Raw genomic sequence first — 22,717 nt, 5'->3', positions numbered from 1 at the left:
TTCTTTTATTTACATGGTCCCAACGTATTTCTTAACATGATTAACAGGCCCTACTACTGCTTCTATTCTTTTATTACTTAATTAATAACTAAACTTACCGGAGGATTTACTATGGAATTTACAATTAATCGATCAGCATTCATTAAACAATTAACAGATGTTCAAAGAGCTATTTCTTCAAAAACAACAATTCCTATATTAACGGGTATCAAAGTTGTCTTAACTGCTTCTGGTTTACTTTTAACAGGTAGTGATGCAGATGTTTCTATTGAAACTTTTTTATCTGTTGAAGATGAATCTAATAACTTAACAATTGAATCAACTGGTGAAATTGTGCTACCTGCACGATTCTTTAGCGAAATTGTTAAAAAATTACCGCAAGATACTTTTTCATTAACAGTGACTGATGGTTATCAAACTGAGATTACTTCTGGATCAGCCTCATTCAATATTAATGGGTTAGATGCAAATAACTATCCTCACTTACCAGAAATTGATACTGATGATAATTTAATTTTTTCGGGATCAATCTTAAAACAAATTATTAGCCAAACTGTTATTGCCGTTTCTAACCAAGAAAGTCGCCCTATTTTAACTGGTGTTCACTTTGTCATTGAAAATGGTGAGTTTTTAGCAGTCGCAACAGATAGTCATCGTTTGAGCCAACGTAAAATTACATTGGAAGGCGCAAACGATGCAAAATATGATGTTATTATTCCTGGTAAATCTTTAGTAGAATTATCACGAATGATTGACGATTCTAATCCAGATATTGAAATGCGTATTTCAGAAAACCAAGTACTCTTTATTCTTGGAAATACCTCATTTTATTCACGTTTATTAGAAGGAAATTATCCTGATACAACTCGTCTAATTCCTAAAGAATCAGCTACAGACATTGAGTTTAATGCGCCTAAATTATTATCAGCAATTGAACGTGCGTCATTACTATCACATGAAAGCCGTAATAACGTTGTTAAACTAGCGATTAATACGGCAGAACAAAAAGTTGTCATTTATAGTAACTCGCCTGATGTTGGTAATGTTGAGGAAGCATTAGAATTTAGCAATTTATCAGGAAATGATCTTGAAATTTCATTTAATCCAGACTATATGAAAGATGCTTTAAGATCATTTGGACAAACTGAAATTAAAGTTGCGTTTACACAACCATTACGACCATTTACCTTAGTCCCAACTGAAGATACAACGCAATTTATTCAATTAATTACACCAGTTCGAACATTCTAATTAATTGTTCGTGTATGAATAACTAATAAAAATAGAGTAAAAGCAGCCAATAAAACTGTTTTTACTCTATTTTTTTAGGTAAATTATATTAAAAGTGAGAAATGAATTTTATGGTTTGATTTTGACTAAAAAAATAAGGCAATAGTGAATTGTAGTCATTTAATTAAAAATATAGCCTTTTAAGTAATTTTAGAGTAAAAAGACTAATTAAAACTTAAATCGCTTAAATCGGCTTAAAATGAGATGTGAAATTGTAATTTTGCGAAAAAAAAGGTATAATAGAAAAGGAAGAAAATGGAGGTTGACGACAATTGAAATCAGATATTTATTTAGAAACACCTTACATGATGCTACAACAAGTTTTGAAATCAGAAACAATTATTAATTCTGGTGGCGAAGCAAAATGGTTTTTACGTGAAAATGAAGTCCTTGTAAATGGTGAATTAGAAGACCGACGTGGACGTAAATTATACCCTGGCGATGTTATTGAAGTTCCAGGTATTGCAATTATTACGATGCATTCAATGGACGAAAAGTAGGCTTATCAATGTATCTAGAAAATTTAACCTTGAGGGATTATCGTAACTATGAAGATTTAAATATCTCATTTTCACCAGCAATCAATATATTACTTGGTGAAAATGCTCAGGGTAAAACGAATTTATTGGAAGCAATTTATGTGTTATCAATGACTCGAAGTCATAGAACGAATAATGATAAAGAGTTGATTAAGTGGGATAAGACAGCTGCGATAATCCAAGGTCGGGTGAATAAGCAAGTAGGGTCATTGCCACTCGAGATTCAAATTAATTCTAAAGGTAAAAAAGCTAAAGTTAATCATCTTGAACAGGCCAAATTGTCACAGTACATTGGACAGTTCAATGTGATTTTGTTTGCACCAGAGGATTTAGCCCTTGTAAAGGGTGCCCCATCAGTAAGAAGAAGATTTGTTGATATGGAATTTGGCCAAATTAATGCACGTTATTTATATAATTTAGGTCAATACCGAACTATTTTGAAACAGCGTAATCAATATCTAAAACAGTTACAGCATAAAAAAGACCAAGATTTAGTTTTTTTAGATGTATTATCTGATCAATTAGCTGCTTTTGGCGCAGAAATTGTACATCAACGCTTAATATTTCTTAAACAACTTGAATTCTGGGCTAACCAATTACAAGAAGAGATTACACAGTCCGCTGAAACGTTAACATTTGAGTATGCCACTCATTTGGAAAACGCGTCAGAAAAAACGATTGAACAGTTGTATACGCAATTACAAAATGATTTAAAAAAATCAATAAAAAAAGAAATATTTCAAGGGACAACCTTAGCTGGGCCACATCGTGATGATGTGCGTTTTTTAATTAACGGCAAAAACGTTCAAACATATGGATCTCAAGGACAACAAAGAACAACAGCATTATCAGTCAAATTAGCCGAAATTGAGTTAATGAAAGAGGAAACTGGGGAATATCCAGTCCTTCTTTTGGATGATGTTCTTTCTGAATTGGATGATATGCGTCAAACACATCTTTTGAAGACGATTCAAAATAAGGTTCAAACATTTTTAACAACACCAAACTTAAGTGGTATTGCTAGATCGTTAATTAATGAACCTAAGATTTTTCATATTAATCAAGGTAACTTACTCGAAGAGGAGGAACATATAGTTGACTGATCAAGAGAAACAAGCTGAAATAGCAGAAGAATTACATGAAGAAAAAGCAAAAGAATATGATGCGAGCCAAATTCAAGTTTTAGAAGGACTTGAAGCTGTTAGAAAACGTCCCGGTATGTATATTGGAACAACGGCTTCACAAGGTCTTCATCACTTAGTTTGGGAAATTATTGATAATGGTATCGATGAAGCATTGGCTGGTTTTGCCGATGAAATTAATGTTGTTGTCGAAAAAGACAACAGTATAACAGTTCGTGATAATGGACGTGGTATCCCTGTTGATATCCAAGCAAAAACAGGCCGTCCAGCGCTTGAAACCGTTTTTACAATTTTACATGCTGGGGGTAAATTTGGCGGTGGTGGTTATAAAGTTTCTGGTGGACTTCATGGAGTTGGTGCTTCAGTTGTTAATGCATTATCAACTGAGCTAGATGTTCAGGTTATTCGTGAAGGTAAAGTCTACGGTATGGACTTTGCTCGCGGTAAAGTTAAAACAGAGATGTCAGTTGTAGGTGAAGCACCTGAAAATGAACATGCAACGATTGTTCATTTTGTACCGGATTCTGATATTTTTACGGAAACAACTGTCTATGATATTAAAGTATTAACAACGCGAATTCGTGAATTAGCATTCTTGAATAAAGGCCTTAAAATTACGATTGATGATAAACGTGATGGTGGACCCGGATTACAAGAATTCCATTATGCCGGTGGTATTAAGCATTATGTTGAATACTTAAATAAAAATAAAGATGTTATTTTCCCAGAACCTATCTATGTTGAAGGTGAACAAAAAGGGATTATTGTTGAAGTTGCCCTCCAATATACAGATGATTATCATAGTAATTTATTAACTTTCACAAATAATATTCATACTTATGAGGGTGGTACTCATGAATCTGGTTTTAAGACAGCCTTAACCCGGGTTATAAATGATTACGCTCGTAAAAATAATCTTATGAAAGAAAATGATGCTAATCTTTCTGGTGAAGATGTTCGTGAAGGATTGACGGCTGTTGTCAGTATTAAACATCCAGATCCTCAATTTGAAGGTCAAACAAAAACAAAATTAGGTAATTCAGATGCGCGTACGGTTACTGATCGTACTTTCTCTGAACATTTTACTAAGTTTTTAATGGAAAATCCTAAAGAAGCTAAAATTATTGTAGAAAAAGGCTTATTAGCTGCTAGAGCTCGAGTAGCTGCTAAACATGCTCGTGAAGTAACACGTAAAAAAAGTGGGCTTGAAATCAGTAACTTACCCGGTAAGTTAGCTGATAATACAAGTAAAGATCCTGCAATTAGTGAATTATTTATCGTCGAAGGTGATTCAGCCGGCGGTTCAGCTAAACAGGGTCGTTCACGGTTAACACAAGCTATCTTACCGATTCGTGGTAAGATTTTGAATGTTGAAAAAGCAAGTTTAGATAAAATTTTAGCCAATGAAGAAATTCGTTCATTATTTACAGCTATGGGAACAGGTTTTGGTGGCGAATTTAATGTTGAAAAAGCTAATTATCATAAATTAATTATTATGACTGATGCTGATGTCGATGGTGCCCATATTAGAACGTTATTATTAACACTGTTCTATCGTTACATGCGTCCACTTGTTGAAGCAGGATTCGTGTATATTGCGCAACCACCTTTATATCAAATTAGACAAGGTAAGATGATTCGTTATGTCGATACTGAAGAAGAATTAGAAGAAATTCAAGGGCAATTGGCACCAACACCAAAACCCGTTATTCAACGATATAAAGGTCTTGGAGAAATGGATGCTTCTCAATTGTGGGAAACAACTATGGATCCAGATGCTCGTCGTTTATTACGTGTTAACGTCGACGATGCCATTGAAGCTAATGATGTCTTTAATATGTTAATGGGTGATCGTGTAGAACCTAGACGTGAATTTATTGAAAAAAATGCCACTTACGTAGAAAACTTAGATATTTAAAAACTTAGTCGTAAAGGAGGTTGAAAATTTTGGCAGAAGAATTACCAGCTACAAGCCGGATAAAAGATGTTAATCTTTCCGGAGAAATGAAAAAATCATTCTTGGATTATGCTATGAGCGTTATTGTTGCTCGTGCACTTCCTGATGTTCGAGATGGGTTGAAACCTGTCCATCGTCGTATTTTATACGGGATGAGTGAATTAGGGATTACGCCTGATAAACCATACAAAAAATCAGCTAGAATTGTTGGGGATGTTATGGGTAAGTACCATCCTCATGGTGATTCATCGATTTATGAAGCGATGGTTCGTATGGCCCAAGACTTTAGTTACCGTTACATGTTAGTTGATGGGCATGGTAACTTTGGTTCTGTCGATGGTGATGGCGCTGCTGCTATGCGTTATACTGAAGCTAGAATGAGTAAAATAGCTGTTGAAATGATGCGTGATATCAATAAAGATACCATTGATTTCATGGATAATTACGATGGCAGTGAACATGAACCAGTTGTTTTACCTGCGCGTTTTCCTAACTTATTAGTTAATGGTGCAACAGGTATTGCCGTTGGTATGACAACGAATATTCCGCCACATAATTTGTCAGAAGTTATTTCTGGATTACATATTTTGATGGATAATCCTGATGCAACTGTGGCTGATTTGATGGAGGCTATCCCTGGTCCTGATTTTCCAACTGGGGCTACTGTTCTAGGTAAATCTGGTATTCGTAAAGCTTACGAAACAGGTAAGGGAACAATAACAATTCGTTCAAAAGTTGAAATTGAAGAACAAAAGAATGGTAAAGAACGTATTATCGTTGATGAACTTCCTTACATGGTTAATAAAGCACGTTTAATTGAACGTATTGCTGATTTAGCTCGTGATAAAAAAATTGAAGGTATCACTGATATTAATGATGAGTCTGATCGTGAAGGATTACGAATTGTGATCGATATTCGTCGTGATATGAGTGCTTCAGTTGTGTTGAATAACCTTTATAAATTAACGTTATTACAAACATCTTTCAGTTTTAATATGCTAGCAATCGTTAATGGTATTCCAAAAGTTCTAAGTTTAAAGGAAATGCTTGTTTATTACCTTGAACATCAAGAAAAAGTTATCCGTCGTCGTACGCAATTTGAATTGAAAAAGGCACGTGCTCGCGCACATATCCTTGAAGGTTTAAGAATTGCACTCGATCATATTGATGAAATTATTAGAATTATCCGTAGCTCAAATACGGGTGAACTTGCTAAAAATCAATTGATGGGTAATTATGGTTTATCAGATAAACAAGCTCAAGCTATTTTAGATATGCGATTAGTTCGTTTAACTGGTTTAGAACGTGAAAAAATTGAAGAAGAATATCAAAATTTAATGGCATCAATCGCTGATTTTGAAGATATTTTGGCTCATGACTCACGTATTCATGATATTATTTATCAAGAATTGTTAGATTTACAAGCTAAATTTGGTGATGAACGTCGTACTGAATTATTAATTGGCGAAGTATTGAATCTTGAAGATGAAGATTTGATTGAAGAAGAAGAAGTTATGATTACATTAACGCATAACGGTTATGTAAAACGTCTTGCAACTGATGAATTCAAAGCACAAAACCGTGGTGGCCGTGGCGTTCAAGGTATGGGTGTTCATGATGATGACTTTATTGAACATCTTGTGTCGACATCAACGCATGATACCCTACTATTCTTCACGAATGCTGGTAAAGTGTACCGTATGAAGGGGTATGAAATTCCTGAATATGGACGCACAGCTAAAGGAATTCCTGTCATTAATCTTTTAGGGGTTAATTCTGGTGAGAAAATCCAAGCTGTTATCAACGTAAGCAAGCAAGAAAATGATGAACGTTATCTTTTCTTTACGACGCTTAACGGAACAGTTAAGAGAACACCGGTGTCAGAATTTTCTAACATACGAAATAATGGTTTAAAAGCGATTAAATTGCATGATGAAGATGAATTAATTAACGTTGCTATCACAGATGGCACGCAGAATATGATTATTGGAACGCATCGAGGTTACGCAGTATCATTTGCTGAAAATGATGTTCGTTCAATGGGTCGTTCTGCTTCTGGTGTTCGTGGTATTCGGTTAAGAGAAGATGATTACGTTGTAGGAGCTGATTTATTAGCTGCTGATAGTCACGTATTTATCATTTCTGAAAAAGGATACGGTAAGCAAACACCCGCTTCGGCTTATGCAATTAAAGGCCGTGGTGGAAAAGGAATTAAGACAGCTAACATTTCTGAAAAGAATGGACCAATTGCTGGGTTAGCAACCGTTCAAGGTGATGAAGATATCATGTTAATTACGGATCAAGGTGTTATGATTCGCTTTAATGTGAAGAACGTGTCAAAAACGGGCCGTGCTACTTTAGGAGTTCATTTAATTCGAATTGATGAGAATGCTAAAGTTGCAACAATGGCAAAAGTTGAAGCTACTCCTGAAGAAACAACTACTATTTTAGATGCAGTTGTATCAGACGTTGAAAGTGAAACAAATGACTTAGAATAAACTAAATTAAAAAAATAAAATAAAATCCTAATTAACGGCGTACTTAATAAGTGTGTAGTTAATTAGGATTTTCTTGCTTTAAGTGAATGGCAGTGATATAATTTTAGTTCGTAAGTGTCTATGGCATTAAATAGATAACTTTCCTTGTTCTTGCCACGAGGTAAGGACCTAAAGTCCATAAGGAGGTGTAAACAGTCATGAGTAAATATGAAATTACTTATATCATCCGTACCGATCTTGATGAAGCAGCTAAAGCAGCTTTGATCGAACGTTTCGATGGTATTTTAACAAGTAATGGTGCAGAAATCGTTACTTCAAAAGACTGGTCAAAACGTCGTCTTGCATACGAAATCAGCGGTTATAATGAAGGTATCTACCATATCATTAATGCTACAGCCGATGACGATATCGCAATTAACGAATTTGATCGTCTTTCAAAGATTAATGAAGGAATCTTGCGTCATATGATCATTAACAGAGATGAAAAATAATTCATTTTAATAAAATAACGGAGAGGAGCAATACATTATGATTAATAGAACAGTACTTGTCGGACGTTTAACAAGAGACCCTGATTTACGCTACACAGCTAGTGGTGCTGCAGTTGCAACTTTTACAGTTGCAGTTAATCGACAATTCACGAACGCTTCTGGCGAACGTGAAGCCGATTTTATTAACTGTGTTATCTGGCGAAAAGCAGCCGAGAACTTCGCTAACTTTACGCATAAAGGTTCTTTAATTGGTGTCGATGGACGAATTCAAACGCGTTCATATGATAATCAACAAGGAACTCGCGTGTATGTTACTGAAGTTGTCGTAGAAAACTTTTCGTTGCTTGAATCAAAATCTCAATCAAGCCAACAACAAGGTAACGCTAATAATCAAAGCAGCGCTCCTCAATCAAGTTCATCATCAAATAACAATGCTAACCCATTTGGTGGCGCAAGTTCGAATAATAATTCAAACACAACGCAATCTAATGATTCAGCAACAGTTGATCCATTTGCAAATAATGGCCAACAAATTGATATTTCTGATGACGACCTACCATTCTAATTAGAGGAGGAAACTCACATGGCACAACAACAACAACGTAGAGGTGGTGGCGGTGGCGCACGTCGTCGACGTAAAGTTGACTTCATCGCAGCTAACCACATCGATTATATCGATTATAAAGATACAGACTTGTTAAAACGTTTCATTTCAGAACGTGGTAAGATTTTACCTCGTCGTGTTACGGGAACAAGCGCTAAAAACCAACGCAGTTTAACAATTGCAATTAAACGCTCACGTATTATGGGCTTATTACCATTCGTTTCAGAAGAATAGTAATATCTAGGGAAGACTATGCAAATAGTCTTCCCTTTTTTTGTACTATCAGCAAGATTTGTGCAGGTAAATGGGGAATGTGATAAAATAGATAACATCTAGGATTTACAGATGAGGAGATACTATGAAAAAGTTCCTTTCAAACGAGAAACTTCCCAGTTTTTTGAAGAATGAACGCTTAAGATGGATTGCGATTTTTATCGTAATTATGTCTTTATTTAGTGTTGTTCTGTCTTTTACAGTTAATTTATTTTTAGGACTTATATTGTTAATTATTGCGTTGGGTGCTACCAGCGCAAGTATGTATATTATGTCCCAAATTACGGCAAATACTAATGAATATATATCGGAATTATCATATCGTATTAAACGTAGTGAACAAGAAGCGCTTATCAAAATGCCAATTGGTATTTTGATTTTTAACGAACAAAATGAGATTGAGTGGGTTAATCCATACTTACAACCTTATTTTGAAAAAAATGATATTTTAGGTAAGAAAATAGAGAGCGTCGATGAATCGTTATCGACGATTATTACAGATAACGCTGAGACTAAAGGCTTGGTGAAAGTAACATGGCATGAAAAAGATTTTGAAATGATCATACAAAATGATATTCATGTTGCTTACCTGATGGATATTACGCGTTATTCATCAATTGAAAAAGAATTTGAAGCAGAGCGCGTTGTTATCGGTCAAGTGTTCTTAGATAATTATGATGAAGTAACGCAATCTATGTCAGATAAGAATGTTTCTAATTTAAGTAACTTTGTCACAAATGAGTTATCTAATTGGGCGCGTCGTTATGGGATGTATTTAAAAAGAACGGATTCAGATCGATTTTTTATTTTAGTTCATGCCCATTCTTTACAACAAATTGAAGAAGAAAAATTTAAAATTTTAGATCGAATTCGCGATCGGACATCCAAACAAAACTTTCCGCTCACATTGAGCATGGGAATTGCCTATGGCGATGGCGATTTGAATTCACTTGCAAAATTAGCTCAAAGCAATTTAGATCTTGCTTTAGGTCGAGGTGGGGATCAAGTTGTCGTTAAATCACCTGAAGAGCAAGCAAGATTTTATGGTGGTAAAACTAATCCGATGGAAAAACGGACTCGGGTTCGTGCTAGAATGATTTCTCAAGCGTTACAAGAAATAATGAAACCAATGGACCAAGTCTTCGTTATGGGACATCAGAGCCCAGATATGGACTCTGTAGGAGCTTGTTTGGGCATTAGACGAATCGCTTTGATGAATAATATGAAATGTTGGATTGTTTTAGATCAAACCGCTATTCATTCAGATGTACAACGATTGATGGAAGAGTTAGATCAATATCCTGATATCAAATATAATATTATTACACCTGAAGAAGCAGTAGAAAAAGCAACAGAACAGAGTTTACTGGTGATGGTTGATCATTCTAAACCCTCTATTTCTGGTAGTCCTGAATTGTATGAAAAACTTAAAAATCGTCTGATGGTTATTGATCATCATCGTCGTGGAGAAGAATTCCCTGAAAATCCAATGTTAGTTTATATTGAACCTTATGCATCATCAACCTGTGAACTGATTACTGAAATGTTTGAATATCAATCAAAAGATAGTGAACCAATTAATAAAATTGAAGCAACTGCGATGTTAACGGGAATTATTATTGATACGAAGTCGTTTTCATTAAGGACGGGTACACGAACATTTGATGCAGCCAGTTATTTAAGGTCCGTTGGGGCTGATTCAACAATGGTTCAAAACTTTATGAAAGAAAATGTTGATAGTTACTTGAAGCGTAATCATTTAATTGATAAAGTAGAGTTCATTAATACTGATTTAGCATTATGTGTGGGTGAAGATGATACGATTTATGACCCAGTTACAGCAGCACAGGCAGCAGATTCATTATTATCTATTTCAAGTGTATCAGCGTCATTTGTTGTCACAAAACGATCAGAAAATCGTGTTAGTATCTCTGCTAGAAGTACAGGGACGACTAATGTTCAAGTTGTTATGGAACAAATGGGCGGCGGCGGTCACTTATCAAATGCTGCGACTCAGTTAACTGGTGTGAGTGTAAGTGAAGCTGCAGAACAATTAGTTAATATTTTAACGACAAAAAAAGATGAAATTAAGGAGTAGTTGATTATGAAAGTTATATTTTTAGAAGATGTTCGCGGAAAAGGTAAACGTGGAGAAATTAAAGAAGTACCAAGCGGCTATGCTCAAAATTTTTTAATTAAAAATGGTAAAGCAAAATTAGCTACAAATTCAGCAATGAGTTCTTTAAAGGGACAACAAAAAGCTGAAGAAAAAAAAGCTGAAGAAATTTTAAAAGAAGCTAAAGATGAAAAAATCGTTTTAGAAGATGATAAGACAGTTGTTGAATTAACAGCTAAAGCGGGCGAAGATGGCCGTTTATTTGGCTCAATTCCTAGCAAGCAAATTGTACAAGCTATGGAAAAACAATACGGAATTAAAATCGACAAACGTAAAGTTGAACTACCAGAACCAATTCGTGCCTTAGGATTCACGAATGTACCTGTTAAGTTACATGTTGATGTAACAGCAATGATTCGTGTTCATGTTTCGGCTAATAACTAAAGTAGTATTTATTTGAAAAGCTGGCAAAATTTGATTTTGTCCAGCTTTTTTCTTGATTTTAGAAGTAAGGAGAACACGATAAAATGAATAATGAACTATTAACAGACCAAACGCCACCACAGAATATTGAAGCGGAACAAGCCGTTTTGGGCGCTGTCTTTTTAAAGAGTGATGCTCTTGTTGAGGCAATGGAATACTTGGAGCCCGAAGACTTCTATCAACGTCGCCATCAATTGATATTTGCGGCTATGGTGGATCTGAATGATAAAGATGAAGCTATTGATATTGTTACGATTCAAGATAATTTAACTTCTAAAAATCAAATGGATGATATTGGCGGTGTTAGCTATATTGTTGAATTAGCTGGCTCTGTACCAACGGCTGCGAACGTTCAGTATTATGCTAAAATTGTTGAAGAAAAATCAATGATTCGACGCTTAATTGCGACAGCGACATCTATTGCAACTAAGGGTTTATCACAAGATGATGATGTTGCAACGCTTTTAGATAATGCTGAACGTGAAATTATGAGCGTATCTGAAAAAAGAAATAGTAGTGGTTTTCAAGCTATCGCTGATGTATTAAAAAGTACATTTACAAATATTGAAAAGTTAGCTAAAGAAGGCGATACAATTACTGGATTGTCGACAGGTTATCCAGAGTTGGATAAAATGACTGCCGGGTTACATCCAGATGAGTTAATCATTTTAGCTGCTCGTCCGGCTGTTGGTAAAACAGCTTTTGCGTTGAATATTGCTCAAAACGTAGCAACTAAAACTGATGAAACTGTCGCTATTTTTAGTTTAGAAATGTCAGCAGAATCATTAGTTAGTCGTATGTTATGTGCTGAAGGTAGTATTAATGCGAATCACTTACGAACGGGACAATTAGACGAATCAGAATGGTCAAATTTGATTGTGGCAATGAATTCATTATCAAAGGCTAATATCTTTATTGATGACACTGCTGGGTCAAAGATGGCTGAAATTCGGGCAAAATGCCGTCGATTAGCGAAGGAAAAAGGTGGACTAGGGTTAATCGTTGTTGATTATTTACAGTTGATTGAAGGTTCAGGACGCGAAAGTCGACAACAAGAAGTCTCAGAAATTTCTCGTCAAATGAAGAAATTAGCGAAAGAATTAAGTGTTCCAGTTATTGCATTGTCTCAATTATCCCGTGGTGTTGAACAACGCCAAGATAAACGACCAGTGTTATCAGATATTCGTGAATCTGGTTCTATTGAACAAGATGCAGATATTGTTGCATTTTTGTATCGAGATGATTATTATGAACGCGATACTGATGAAGATGAAGACGGGAATCTACCTGATCCAAGGGATGAAGATGACCAAAATGTTGGTGAAGTTGAAGTTATTATTGAAAAAAACCGTGGTGGCGAACGAGGTACAGTTAAATTATTATTTGTTAAATCATATAATAAATTCTCGTCACTTGCCTATAGACCAGAAGGCTAGAAAATATTCCTTAGTGGGATATTTTTTTTGAATAAAAAGAGAAACGTTCGTTATATAGTTGATAAATGTTTATATAAAATACAAACGTTCGTATTTTAGTTGTATTTGAACTGCTTTATTGCTATAATATTCTAGGATTGTATTTATGAATTTAAAATATAAATTATGAGGTGGATGAAAATATGTCATCAGTAGTTGTAGTAGGTAGCCAATGGGGCGATGAAGGAAAAGGTAAAATTACAGATTTCTTAAGTCAAAATGCCGATGTTATTGCACGGTATCAAGGTGGCGATAACGCCGGACACACAATTGTATTTGAAGGCAACACTTACAAATTACATTTGATTCCATCAGGTATTTTCTTTCAAGATAAATTAAGTATCATTGGTAATGGGGTTGTTGTGAATCCTAAAGCTTTATGTGAAGAACTTGATTATCTACAAAAACTCGGCGTTAAAGGAGATAATTTACGTATTTCTGACCGCGCTCATGTTATTTTGCCATACCATATTCTACTTGATGGCTTACAAGAAGCTGCTAAAAAAGAAGATAAGATTGGGACGACTAATAAAGGTATTGGACCAGCTTATATGGATAAAGCTGCTAGAATTGGTATTAGAATTGCTGATTTAATGGAAAAAGAAACTTTCTCAGCAAAATTAAAAAATAATTTAGAACAAAAAAATCGTGAATTTACAAAATTATATGATCATGAACCACTTGAATTTGATGATATTTTTGAAGAATATTTTGCCTATGGCCAACGTTTGAAACGATACGTAATGGACACGTCAGTTATTATTAATGATGCACTAGATTCTGGTAAGAAAGTCTTATTTGAAGGTGCACAAGGTGTTATGTTAGATATTGATCATGGAACGTACCCATTTGTAACTTCTTCAAATCCAATTGCAGGTGGCGCAACAGTCGGTGTTGGTGTTGGACCTGCTCAAATAAATACAGTTGTTGGTGTCTGCAAAGCCTATACATCACGTGTAGGGGATGGTCCTTTTCCAACTGAACTATTAGATGAAATCGGTGATACTATCCGTGAAGTTGGACATGAATATGGTGTAACAACAAAACGTCCACGTCGTATTGGCTGGTTTGATAGTGTTGTTATGAATCATTCCAAACGTGTTTCAGGATTGACTAACTTATGTTTAAACAGTATTGATGTTTTAACTGGATTAAAAGAAGTTAAAATTTGTACAGCATACGAATTAAATGGTGAAATTATTCATCGTTATCCAGCTAGTTTTAAAGAATTATCTCAATGTAAACCAGTATATGAAACATTACCTGGTTGGACTGAAGATATTACTCAAATGAAAACTCTTGCAGAATTACCTGAAAATGCTAGAAATTATATTAGACGTATTGAAGAAATCGTTGATGTTAAAATTTCAACATTCTCAGTTGGACCCGATCGTGATCAAACAAATGTTTTAGATGATGTTTGGGCATAAATAAGTAATAGGTTGATAGTAATGTGAGAAAAGTCAAAGTTAATACTTTGATTTTTTTTTATTTAATCAATAACTAAGTAGATAAATAACCTTAATTAATTAGAGCTTAAAAATTTATATAACTTATATATTTGATAAGTCGAATATGTTGCATACGCTTTCTTTGGATGTTACTATCGGTATGTAGACAAATATATTATGAGGAGGAAACATGATGACAAATGAAGATAGATTAGATGCAAAGAAAGATCAAATTAAGGGTAAAGTAACAGAAACTAAAGGTAAATTGACAGGAGACAAGCAAGAAGAAGTTAAAGGTAAAGCGGAAGGTTTCCTTGGTAAAGCGAAAGATAAATTAGAAGATGTCAAAGATGATGTTGCAGAAAAAATAGATGAAGTTATGGACAAACGTAAAAAGAAATAGTAATTTCATTGGGTTCTCGCACTGCTTACAATAAGCAGTGCGAGTTTTTTTTATTTCTTTTTATTAGCCGAAGTTAGATAAATAATAGGCTTATCTTGTGAGTATAGTACCTATCAGTTCATCTTATTCACTCAGATATTCATAGATCTTATTTTGTTTAACTTTATGTGATTAATTAAGCAACGAGGAAAACAAAGATAGTTATTTATCTTTATTTTTTGGTGTATATAAGTTTAAGTACCTGGGAAAGAGATTCATTAAGTTTCATAGATTGAGCGTAATAAAATCGTTTCATTTGCAAGCGATTTCAAATAATGGTATATTACATATAACGAATAGTTAATATAATAAATAACTATTTAATATAAACAAAGGAGGAACATATTATGATTTGGTCATTAATTGTAGGTGCTATTATTGGTGCTGTTGCAGGGGCGATTACTAATCGCGGTGAGTCGATGGGATGGATAAGTAACATCATCGCTGGACTAGTTGGGTCAGCTCTTGGTCAAAGTGTCCTTGGTCATTGGGGACCTAGCTTGGCAGGAATGGCAATTATCCCTTCTATCATTGGTGCGATAATTTTAGTTTTAATTGTTTCAGCTATATTTGGTATAAAAGCAAGGAAGTAAATCAAGTCAAGAGAGAGGTATGTTTATGAAGAAGAGTAAAAAAATTATTCTGAGTATAGTCAGCCTCGGATACTTGATTGGGCTTAGCTTGCTGATTTGGCCAGAAATAATTGAGAAAATAACTAAAATGCTTGAACATTTTAACGTTAGTACAAATTTTCAGAGTAACGATTTTATCTTCTATTATGGGATTGTGTTATTGCTATTAACAGTCTTCATATTTTTGTTAATACTTTTGTGGCCTGCGCAACTACCAGATATTCCTTTGAAGCAAACTAAAGAAGGAAGACTTGCTTTAAGTAACCAGGGTATTAGCCAATTTATCAAGACAAAGTTGTCTAGTGAAGACTTATCTAATATTAAAGTTACGTTGAAGAATACACGACGTCAGCGAAAGATCCATATTGTTGCAGATTCAGTTTACCAACAGTCTACAGTTGGACAATTACCTCGTATTACGAGTGAATTAACTGAGAATCTCAATGATCTATTAGCTGGATCTAGTCATATTCCTATCAAAGTAGATATTAAGGTAAGTAAAAAATCAAATTCAAAACGTAAAGTTACACGGGTAGTTTAAGAGGGAGTGTGCATAAATGAAAGATAAAATGTCAATTAATATTGGAGTTGGTAGTGCTCTAGGATTTATCATATCCTCGTTACTTGTAACTGTAGGATTTTGGAAGACGATTATCATTATGATTGTGACACTGTTAGCAGGATGGATTGGTTATCTATTTAAAGAATATGATATTGATCTGTCATTTATTTCAAAAATTTTCACGCGGAAAAATTGATTATTTTAAAAATCGAAAGGAGTCTTAATTATGACTACAGAAAAAACAAATACGCAGGGAACAAAGACTGAACCAAAGGGGACATTGACATTTGATGACAAGGTTATTCAAAAAATAGTCGGTTATGCAATTGAAAATGTATCTGGTCTCTTGGGTGTGGATGGTGGATTTGTCGCAAATATTAAAAATAAACTTGTAAATAGTGATAATCCAACAGATGGCATCGGCGTTGAGGTTGGCAAGGAACAAGTTGCGGTTGATTTAAATATTATTATGGCATATGGGCACAATGCACATGATATTTATAAACAGTTAACGGAAGTTATTAATAAACAAGTAAAGGAAACAACAGATTTAGCTTTAATTGAGTTGAATGTTGAAGTAGTAGACATTCAAACACCAAAAGAATTTGATGATTCACAAACAAGTTTACAAGATCGTGTATCTGATGCAGGTAGTACTATTAAAGAAAAAACAACAGATGGGGTAGATGCCGTTAAAAAAACGACCTCTCAGGTAGTAAATAAAGATGATGACCGGGTTAAATAGCGTTGAACAAATAATAAGATTTAAATCTAGTTAAGAGAAATCCGATAGGGTTTCTCTTTTTTTGTTTCACGTGAAACATCAATAAGTAAATGAGAACACAAAAAAAGCACCTAGCCGCAGCTAGATGCTTCAACATATCTTGCGATATGTTGGGTTTGGCACCCATGGGTGGTTAGGGGCTCGAACCCTAGACCCACGGATTAAGAGTCCGTTGCTCTACCAACTGAGCTAACCACCCAAACCATTAATAATAATTCATCAACGTTAAATATATTATCATATATACTAATAAAAGACAATAACTTTTCGAAAAAGGATTTGGGTAAATTTAATCACTGTGTTTGGCAATGATGATTGAATAGGCTATAATAATGGAGGGTTAAGAAGTTGTATCTAGATTTAATTTTACAGCTTCCTATAAGGAGGATCCACATATGAAAAAAATATTAGTTGTCGACGATGAAAAACCAATTTCTGATATCGTTAAATTTAATTTAACTAAAGAAGGATACGACGTTTATACAGCTTACGATGGTGAAGAAGCCTTAGAAAAAGTTAAAGAAGTTGAACCGGATTTAATTTTATTAGATTTAATGTTACCAAAAGTGGATGGTTTAGAAGTTGCTCGTCAAGTTAGAAAAACTTACGATATGCCAATCATTATGGTTACAGCTAAAGATGGAGAAATCGATAAGGTCTTAGGTCTAGAATTAGGTGCAGATGATTATGTAACAAAACCTTTCTCTAACCGTGAACTAGTGGCCAGAGTTAAAGCTAATTTAAGAAGACAAAAAACAATTGAGAGTGTTCAAACAGAAGAACAACCACAAAATAGTGAAATACAAGTTGGACAATTAACCATTCATCCTGAAGCATATATGGTTTCAAAATATGATGAAAAAATTGAATTAACACATCGTGAATTTGAATTATTACATTATTTAGCACAACATCTAGGACAAGTTATGACTAGAGAACATTTACTACAGACGGTATGGGGTTATGATTACTTCGGTGATGTCAGAACGGTTGATGTTACAATGCGTCGTTTAAGAGAAAAAGTTGAAGATAATCCAAGCCATCCAGAGTGGTTGGTAACACGTCGTGGTGTTGGATACTATATGAAAAATCCAGATTTAGAATAGAGTAGGGGAATAACGATGAAAATGAATCAAAAAATTCGTTTTTTTAAATCTATTCAATTTAAAATAGCCCTCATTTTTGCGTTATTAATTTTAATAACGTTGGAAATTGTCGGGGCTTATTTTGTTAGGCAATTAGAACAGCAAAACTTAGATACCTTTAAGCAACAAGTCCAGTTACCTATATATGTTACTAATTCGATTACGAAGGATTTAGCAAAAACAGATACAGCTGCTGGTGATAGAGATATCAAAAAAATATTGGAAGATGTTAGTAATTCAAGTATCACAGAAATTCGAGTGATTGATAGTAAGGGCACAATTCGCGGGAGTAGTGATTTTAATAATCAAACTGTTGTGGGACAAAAAACGACAGATGCAACAATTAAGCAAGTGTTATATACACCTAAAACATTTGAAAAGAAGATTTATGATGAATCTAGCGATAAGCGCTACTATGTTTCAATTGTGCCACTAGTTAGTACAGCAGGAAATGTAACAACGACAGTTGGGGTTACATACGTTAAGGCCAATCTGGAAAGCTTATACTCAAATATTAACGATATCACGGTTATTTTCGTGACCGCGTCATTTTTTGCAGCTGTTTTAGTCCTTTTGATAACGATAGTTATTTCCCGGGCAATAACTCGTCCGATTGATGAGATGAAAAAGCAAACGATTCGAATTTCTCGCGGAGATTACTCCGGAAAAGTTCGTGTCTATTCTAATGATGAACTAGGACAATTAGCAGATGCGGTTAATAACTTATCTGTTCGTGTTGAAGAGGCACAAGAATCATCTGAAGCTGAACGTCGTCGTTTAGATAGTGTTCTATCGCACATGACAGATGGTGTAATTGCGACGGATCGTCGCGGAAATATTATCATTATGAATGAAGCGGCCTCTACCTTATTAGATCAAAATGAAAATGACTCAATAGGAGTATCAATTTTGGATATTCTTGATTTACGTAGTCAGTATACTTTACGTGATTTGTTAGAAAATCAAGATGAAATTATGATTGATTTATCTGATGTAGAACATGAACAAATTTTGAATGCTTATTTTTCATTAATACAAAGAGAATCTGGCTTTATTAGTGGTCTTGTCTGTGTACTTCATGATGTCACAGAACAACAAAAGATAGAACGTGAACGTGAAAGCTTTGTTTCTAATGTTTCTCATGAATTAAGAACGCCTTTGACGAGTATGAAGAGTTATATTGAGGCATTAAACGATGGTGCATGGAAAGATCCAGAAGTTGCACCAGGTTTCTTGAAAGTTACACAGAATGAAACAGAACGTATGATGCGTATGATTAATGACTTACTAAATTTGTCACGAATGGATTCAGGAACATCTAAGTTAGAACTTGAATTAGTTAACTTGAATGAACTGTATAGTTATGTTCTGGATAGATTCGATATGATGATTAATGCTGACGATGGGTCAGGCAAAAAGTATTCGATTAAACGTGATTTTACTAAACGTGATTTATGGGTTGAATTAGATACTGATAAAATTGTGCAAGTCATTGATAATATTATGAATAATGCCATTAAATATTCACCTGATGGTGGAGAAATAACTTGTCGTTTATTGGAGACACATAAGCACGTTATTTTGAGTATCTCTGATGAGGGCCTTGGTGTACCTAAAAAAGATTTAGCGCATATTTTTGATCGCTTTTTCCGTGTGGATAAAGCTAGATCGAGAGCTCAAGGTGGAACTGGATTAGGCCTAGCTATCTCAAAAGAGGTTGTCGAAATGCATAAAGGTAAAATTTGGTTAGATAGCTCGGAAGGCAAGGGTTCAACATTCTATATTTCATTGCCTTATGAATCATATGAGGAGGACCTGTGGGATGAAATTGAATAGATTTATTTTACCAACACTATTATTTTTATTAATTATGACAAGTATCGGTTTATCATGGGTCATTTGGACAAATCCGACATGGAATGGTAAAAGTGAATCGACGAAAGCTACAAATTCAACGCAGACAGAGTTAACAAAGAGTACTAAATTGAGCGAAGTATATGCACCAACGTCTGTTATTTATAATGATAATCAGCAACAAAATGTTTTATATAGTGAAAAAATTAATATCATTTCAAATATTCAAAAAAAGATACGTACTTGGAAAGAAACGTCTATATCAGAAGTTCCGATTAAAAATAAAAATGATTATTTAACGTTTTTAAATGCAAAAAATCAATTGGTTCTTAGTTACTCAGATGAAATTACGGTTGGGTTATTTAATCAAGTATTTAATCAGCAAAATCAAAATTATAAAACACGACTTATTAACCGTGTTCTTATTCCGCGTGATAATAAGAAAAGTATTTATCTGTTGAGTGACAAGGATAAAAAAATTTATGAGATTTCGTTAAATGATGCCTATAATAAAGGTAAAACAATTGATGATGTTGTACAAAATGAAACGTTATCGAAATTATCAGTTACATTTAAACTGCATAATAATGATATTTTTATGTATTATAATCAAGATTTTAATATAGCTCGTTTTAGGTATTTAGTGGATAAGCAAACGGCTAGTAAGTATGTTGCTAATCTATTAGGACAAAAAGATGGTTCATCGGTCAACGTTAAAGAAAGTAAAAAGACAATAACTTACTATGATGGTTCTGATCGACAATTAACGGTTCAAAATACGACAAATTTGGTTTCATATGAAGATGATGAAAATTCAGATGCGAAACAAAAAACGAGTCGTGGTAATGCTTTAACTGAAAGTTATACGAGTATTAAAAATACAGGTATCGGATTAGATAATATTCACTTCTACCAATTTAATGGTAAGTCTATGACAACAACATTCAGAAGTTATATTGAAGGATTTCCGATTTTTAATCAAACCAAACACGGTGTGATTGAAGTTGAGCGACTAGATAATGGTGGAAATAAAATTGATTTTTCATTATTGACGTTACAAATTGCTGTTCCATCTGGAAAAGCAGATGTTACGTTACCAAGTACAGAAGAAGTGTTAAGTAGCTTGGTTACGGCAGGGTATAAAGATGCGGATATTTCAGATATTCAATTAGGTTATCGTTGGGTATCAAGTTCTGATTCAGATTTGGTAGTCAACCTAGAACCCACTTGGTATATCCGATATCAAGATAAATGGAAAAGTTATACTGAATTACTACAAACAGATTAGGGAGGTGAATTAATTGGATTTTAGACGAATTCAAATTATTTTTATTATTGTTTTTCTTGGTTTAAATATCTTTTTATTCACCTCATTACGACAAAATCAACAAATTGAAATTTCGAGTCGATCATCACCTGGGACAACAAAAACCGGTACAACGCTTAAAGAGATGCGAGAAGATGACATTAAATACGGCAGTATCTCAAATAAAAAAGAGACTGGTGTATATATGTCTAATAAAGCATCTGATGTATTAAAGAATGATGCTAAACAGCTGCAATCCCAAGTTACAACATATAAAGACAATAAATTATCTAGTATTTTTGGGACACCAATTAATATCACAGATAGTGAAAGTCCAAATAAAACAATTGATAAGACAATTATGAGTGATAATACTTTAATTCTACATGGAGATAATTATCGCTATAACAGTAGTCTTTCAACAGAGACAAGTGTCGTGTATTCGCAGGTTGTTTACGATAAAATGGTTTACTCAAATGTTGGACTAATTAAATTTACAATTCAAAATAATAAAATTAGTGGCTATTCACAAACGTATATGGCAAATACAGAAAAATTACGTGAAAATGAGTCAATTATTAGTCAACAACAAGCAATACTGATATTGTATCAATATAATCAATTTGCAAGTAAAAGTAAGGTTAAATGGTCTAAGTTAGGATATGCTGAGTTGCTCAGTTTGGATAAAAAATATAGCGTCTATATTCCAGTTTGGATAGTAGCTGTTAAGAATCCAAGTAATGGTGTGACACAATACAAGCAAGTTAATTCATTTTCAGGAGCGATTATGAAGGATAGCACTGATATTTTAAATTAAATGAAGATTAAAAGGATAGAGGCGCAGGCAAGTAATGGATGAAGGAACAGACGATATGAAGATTAGTGTTCTTGCAAGCGGTAGTGCGGGAAATGTCACGTATATTGAAACGCCTAAGCACAAGGTCCTTGTAGATGCTGGTTTAAGTGGTAAAAAAATTGCGAGCCTAATGACAGATATTGGTCGAGATATTAACGATGTCGACACGTTATTTGTAACACATGAACATACGGATCATGCAAAGGCTGCTGGTATTTTAGCCCGTAAGTATGACATGAACGTTTATGCAAATGAATTAACATGGGAAGCCATGGCTCATACGATTGGTAAAATTCCCGTTGAGAAGAAGCAAATTTTTGAGATGGGGAAAGTAATTACATTCGACGACTTAGATGTTGAGAGTTTTGGTGTCTCTCATGATGCAGCGGCACCGCAATTCTACCAATTTCATCATAACAATAAGTCATTTGTTATTTTAACGGATACAGGTTATGTCTCAGAGAACGTTCAAGGGACAATTTCCGATGCAGATGCTTACTTGTTTGAGTGTAACCATGATATTGAAATGTTACGGATGGGCGGCTATCCATGGTCATTAAAACAGCGCATTTTAGGTGATAAAGGTCATTTATCAAATGAGGATGGTGCTGATGCACTTATGAATGTTATGGGTAATCGGACAAAACGAATTTTTTTAGGCCATCTTAGTAAGGATAATAATATGAAAGAATTAGCCCATCTAACGGTTGAATCAACGATGAAAGAACATGATTTAGCAGTTGGTGGTGATTTTAACATTTTCGATACAGATCCGGAAAATGCTACAAAGCTGGTTGTTTTATAAGAACAATTTTTT

Annotated in this window: 22 protein-coding genes and 1 tRNA gene; 22 read left to right on the top strand and 1 reads right to left on the bottom strand. The window is 34.2% G+C overall.

Annotated elements, in window-relative coordinates; all coding sequences use genetic code 11:
• Window positions 1–111: 111 nt before the first annotated feature.
• From dnaN to AC1RPJ_RS00275, 17 genes are all read left to right on the top strand, one after another.
• Window positions 112–1,251 (top strand): DNA polymerase III subunit beta, encoded by a 1,140-nt coding sequence (gene dnaN / locus AC1RPJ_RS00355; protein WP_481761086.1) that lies wholly within the window; start codon window positions 112–114, stop codon window positions 1,249–1,251.
• 311 nt (window positions 1,252–1,562) lie between these two features.
• Window positions 1,563–1,790 (top strand): S4 domain-containing protein YaaA, encoded by a 228-nt coding sequence (yaaA, locus tag AC1RPJ_RS00350; RefSeq protein WP_057974154.1) that lies wholly within the window; start codon window positions 1,563–1,565, stop codon window positions 1,788–1,790.
• Between the two features lie 8 nt (window positions 1,791–1,798).
• Window positions 1,799–2,932 (top strand): DNA replication/repair protein RecF, encoded by a 1,134-nt coding sequence (recF, locus tag AC1RPJ_RS00345; RefSeq protein ID WP_409021849.1) that lies wholly within the window; start codon window positions 1,799–1,801, stop codon window positions 2,930–2,932.
• A 19-nt stretch (window positions 2,933–2,951) separates the two neighbouring features.
• Window positions 2,952–4,889 carry a DNA topoisomerase (ATP-hydrolyzing) subunit B gene (gene gyrB / locus AC1RPJ_RS00340; protein ID WP_481761146.1) on the top strand — a complete coding sequence of 646 codons (1,938 nt, stop codon included), beginning with the start codon at window positions 2,952–2,954 and terminating at the stop codon, window positions 4,887–4,889.
• 86 nt (window positions 4,890–4,975) lie between these two features.
• Window positions 4,976–7,426 (top strand): DNA gyrase subunit A, encoded by a 2,451-nt coding sequence (gene gyrA / locus AC1RPJ_RS00335; protein ID WP_481761147.1) that lies wholly within the window; start codon window positions 4,976–4,978, stop codon window positions 7,424–7,426.
• A gap of 197 nt (window positions 7,427–7,623) precedes the next feature.
• Window positions 7,624–7,917 (top strand): 30S ribosomal protein S6, encoded by a 294-nt coding sequence (gene rpsF / locus AC1RPJ_RS00330; protein WP_409021850.1) that lies wholly within the window; start codon window positions 7,624–7,626, stop codon window positions 7,915–7,917.
• A gap of 37 nt (window positions 7,918–7,954) precedes the next feature.
• Window positions 7,955–8,482 (top strand): single-stranded DNA-binding protein, encoded by a 528-nt coding sequence (gene ssb / locus AC1RPJ_RS00325; protein WP_409021851.1) that lies wholly within the window; start codon window positions 7,955–7,957, stop codon window positions 8,480–8,482.
• An 18-nt stretch (window positions 8,483–8,500) separates the two neighbouring features.
• Complete coding sequence (rpsR, locus tag AC1RPJ_RS00320) at window positions 8,501–8,755, top strand: 30S ribosomal protein S18 (RefSeq protein WP_057974148.1); 255 nt, start codon at window positions 8,501–8,503, stop codon at window positions 8,753–8,755.
• Between the two features lie 124 nt (window positions 8,756–8,879).
• Window positions 8,880–10,892: a DHH family phosphoesterase gene (locus AC1RPJ_RS00315; protein WP_481761087.1), complete on the top strand. Its 2,013-nt coding sequence runs from the start codon at window positions 8,880–8,882 to the stop codon at window positions 10,890–10,892.
• A gap of 6 nt (window positions 10,893–10,898) precedes the next feature.
• A complete protein-coding gene (rplI, locus tag AC1RPJ_RS00310; RefSeq protein WP_481761088.1) occupies window positions 10,899–11,354 on the top strand; it encodes a 50S ribosomal protein L9 in 456 nt (151 codons plus the stop codon).
• 83 nt (window positions 11,355–11,437) lie between these two features.
• Window positions 11,438–12,829 (top strand): replicative DNA helicase, encoded by a 1,392-nt coding sequence (dnaB, locus tag AC1RPJ_RS00305; protein ID WP_481761089.1) that lies wholly within the window; start codon window positions 11,438–11,440, stop codon window positions 12,827–12,829.
• Between the two features lie 182 nt (window positions 12,830–13,011).
• Window positions 13,012–14,298 (top strand): adenylosuccinate synthase, encoded by a 1,287-nt coding sequence (locus AC1RPJ_RS00300; RefSeq protein WP_481761090.1) that lies wholly within the window; start codon window positions 13,012–13,014, stop codon window positions 14,296–14,298.
• A 214-nt stretch (window positions 14,299–14,512) separates the two neighbouring features.
• Window positions 14,513–14,722, top strand: a complete 210-nt coding sequence (locus AC1RPJ_RS00295) for a CsbD family protein (RefSeq protein ID WP_409022828.1) — start codon at window positions 14,513–14,515, stop codon at window positions 14,720–14,722.
• A 386-nt stretch (window positions 14,723–15,108) separates the two neighbouring features.
• The gene (locus AC1RPJ_RS00290; protein ID WP_409021856.1) at window positions 15,109–15,354 is read left to right on the top strand and encodes a GlsB/YeaQ/YmgE family stress response membrane protein; all 246 of its coding nucleotides are present in this window, start codon (window positions 15,109–15,111) and stop codon (window positions 15,352–15,354) included.
• A 25-nt stretch (window positions 15,355–15,379) separates the two neighbouring features.
• Entirely contained in the window at window positions 15,380–15,934 is a 555-nt protein-coding gene (gene amaP / locus AC1RPJ_RS00285) for an alkaline shock response membrane anchor protein AmaP (RefSeq protein ID WP_481761091.1), read from the top strand.
• 16 nt (window positions 15,935–15,950) lie between these two features.
• Complete coding sequence (locus tag AC1RPJ_RS00280; protein WP_409021858.1) at window positions 15,951–16,151, top strand: DUF2273 domain-containing protein; 201 nt, start codon at window positions 15,951–15,953, stop codon at window positions 16,149–16,151.
• 30 nt (window positions 16,152–16,181) lie between these two features.
• Window positions 16,182–16,700, top strand: a complete 519-nt coding sequence (locus AC1RPJ_RS00275; protein WP_481761092.1) for an Asp23/Gls24 family envelope stress response protein — start codon at window positions 16,182–16,184, stop codon at window positions 16,698–16,700.
• A 165-nt stretch (window positions 16,701–16,865) separates the two neighbouring features.
• Here AC1RPJ_RS00275 and AC1RPJ_RS00270 read toward each other — a convergent pair.
• Window positions 16,866–16,938 (bottom strand) — tRNA-Lys (locus AC1RPJ_RS00270).
• 196 nt (window positions 16,939–17,134) lie between these two features.
• Here AC1RPJ_RS00270 and yycF point away from each other — a divergent pair.
• From yycF to AC1RPJ_RS00245, 5 genes are read left to right on the top strand one after another with little or no spacing between them, the layout of a single operon-like run.
• Window positions 17,135–17,845 (top strand): response regulator YycF, encoded by a 711-nt coding sequence (yycF, locus tag AC1RPJ_RS00265; protein ID WP_409021860.1) that lies wholly within the window; start codon window positions 17,135–17,137, stop codon window positions 17,843–17,845.
• A gap of 21 nt (window positions 17,846–17,866) precedes the next feature.
• Window positions 17,867–19,720 (top strand): cell wall metabolism sensor histidine kinase WalK, encoded by a 1,854-nt coding sequence (gene walK / locus AC1RPJ_RS00260; RefSeq protein ID WP_481761148.1) that lies wholly within the window; start codon window positions 17,867–17,869, stop codon window positions 19,718–19,720.
• On the top strand, window positions 19,707–21,026 hold the full coding sequence (locus AC1RPJ_RS00255) for a YycH family regulatory protein (protein WP_481761093.1): 1,320 nt from the start codon (window positions 19,707–19,709) through the stop codon (window positions 21,024–21,026). The genes walK and AC1RPJ_RS00255 overlap by 14 nt, the downstream gene beginning before the upstream one ends.
• 13 nt (window positions 21,027–21,039) lie before the next feature.
• A complete protein-coding gene (locus AC1RPJ_RS00250) occupies window positions 21,040–21,861 on the top strand; it encodes a two-component system regulatory protein YycI (RefSeq protein ID WP_481761094.1) in 822 nt (273 codons plus the stop codon).
• Between the two features lie 34 nt (window positions 21,862–21,895).
• The gene (locus tag AC1RPJ_RS00245; protein WP_481761095.1) at window positions 21,896–22,705 is read left to right on the top strand and encodes an MBL fold metallo-hydrolase; all 810 of its coding nucleotides are present in this window, start codon (window positions 21,896–21,898) and stop codon (window positions 22,703–22,705) included.
• Window positions 22,706–22,717: the final 12 nt, after the last annotated feature.

It is taken from the genome of Dellaglioa sp. CoH-57-MRSF-17 (genome assembly GCF_056782015.1).
Note: the sequence above shows the minus strand (reverse complement) of the source record. Positions and strands in the feature narration are given on the sequence as shown.

Coding starts and splice junctions, on each gene's coding strand:
- rpsR (WP_057974148.1), top strand. CDS start 8,501: ATGGCACAACAACAACAACGTAGAGGTGGTGGCGGTGGCGCACGTCGT.
- AC1RPJ_RS00295 (WP_409022828.1), top strand. CDS start 14,513: ATGACAAATGAAGATAGATTAGATGCAAAGAAAGATCAAATTAAGGGT.
- dnaN (WP_481761086.1), top strand. CDS start 112: ATGGAATTTACAATTAATCGATCAGCATTCATTAAACAATTAACAGAT.
- gyrA (WP_481761147.1), top strand. CDS start 4,976: ATGAAAAAATCATTCTTGGATTATGCTATGAGCGTTATTGTTGCTCGT.
- ssb (WP_409021851.1), top strand. CDS start 7,955: ATGATTAATAGAACAGTACTTGTCGGACGTTTAACAAGAGACCCTGAT.
- recF (WP_409021849.1), top strand. CDS start 1,799: ATGTATCTAGAAAATTTAACCTTGAGGGATTATCGTAACTATGAAGAT.
- walK (WP_481761148.1), top strand. CDS start 17,867: ATGAATCAAAAAATTCGTTTTTTTAAATCTATTCAATTTAAAATAGCC.
- AC1RPJ_RS00300 (WP_481761090.1), top strand. CDS start 13,012: ATGTCATCAGTAGTTGTAGTAGGTAGCCAATGGGGCGATGAAGGAAAA.
- AC1RPJ_RS00315 (WP_481761087.1), top strand. CDS start 8,880: ATGAAAAAGTTCCTTTCAAACGAGAAACTTCCCAGTTTTTTGAAGAAT.
- AC1RPJ_RS00280 (WP_409021858.1), top strand. CDS start 15,951: ATGAAAGATAAAATGTCAATTAATATTGGAGTTGGTAGTGCTCTAGGA.
- AC1RPJ_RS00245 (WP_481761095.1), top strand. CDS start 21,896: ATGGATGAAGGAACAGACGATATGAAGATTAGTGTTCTTGCAAGCGGT.
- AC1RPJ_RS00255 (WP_481761093.1), top strand. CDS start 19,707: ATGAAATTGAATAGATTTATTTTACCAACACTATTATTTTTATTAATT.
- amaP (WP_481761091.1), top strand. CDS start 15,380: ATGAAGAAGAGTAAAAAAATTATTCTGAGTATAGTCAGCCTCGGATAC.
- AC1RPJ_RS00290 (WP_409021856.1), top strand. CDS start 15,109: ATGATTTGGTCATTAATTGTAGGTGCTATTATTGGTGCTGTTGCAGGG.
- rplI (WP_481761088.1), top strand. CDS start 10,899: ATGAAAGTTATATTTTTAGAAGATGTTCGCGGAAAAGGTAAACGTGGA.
- AC1RPJ_RS00275 (WP_481761092.1), top strand. CDS start 16,182: ATGACTACAGAAAAAACAAATACGCAGGGAACAAAGACTGAACCAAAG.
- rpsF (WP_409021850.1), top strand. CDS start 7,624: ATGAGTAAATATGAAATTACTTATATCATCCGTACCGATCTTGATGAA.
- yycF (WP_409021860.1), top strand. CDS start 17,135: ATGAAAAAAATATTAGTTGTCGACGATGAAAAACCAATTTCTGATATC.
- dnaB (WP_481761089.1), top strand. CDS start 11,438: ATGAATAATGAACTATTAACAGACCAAACGCCACCACAGAATATTGAA.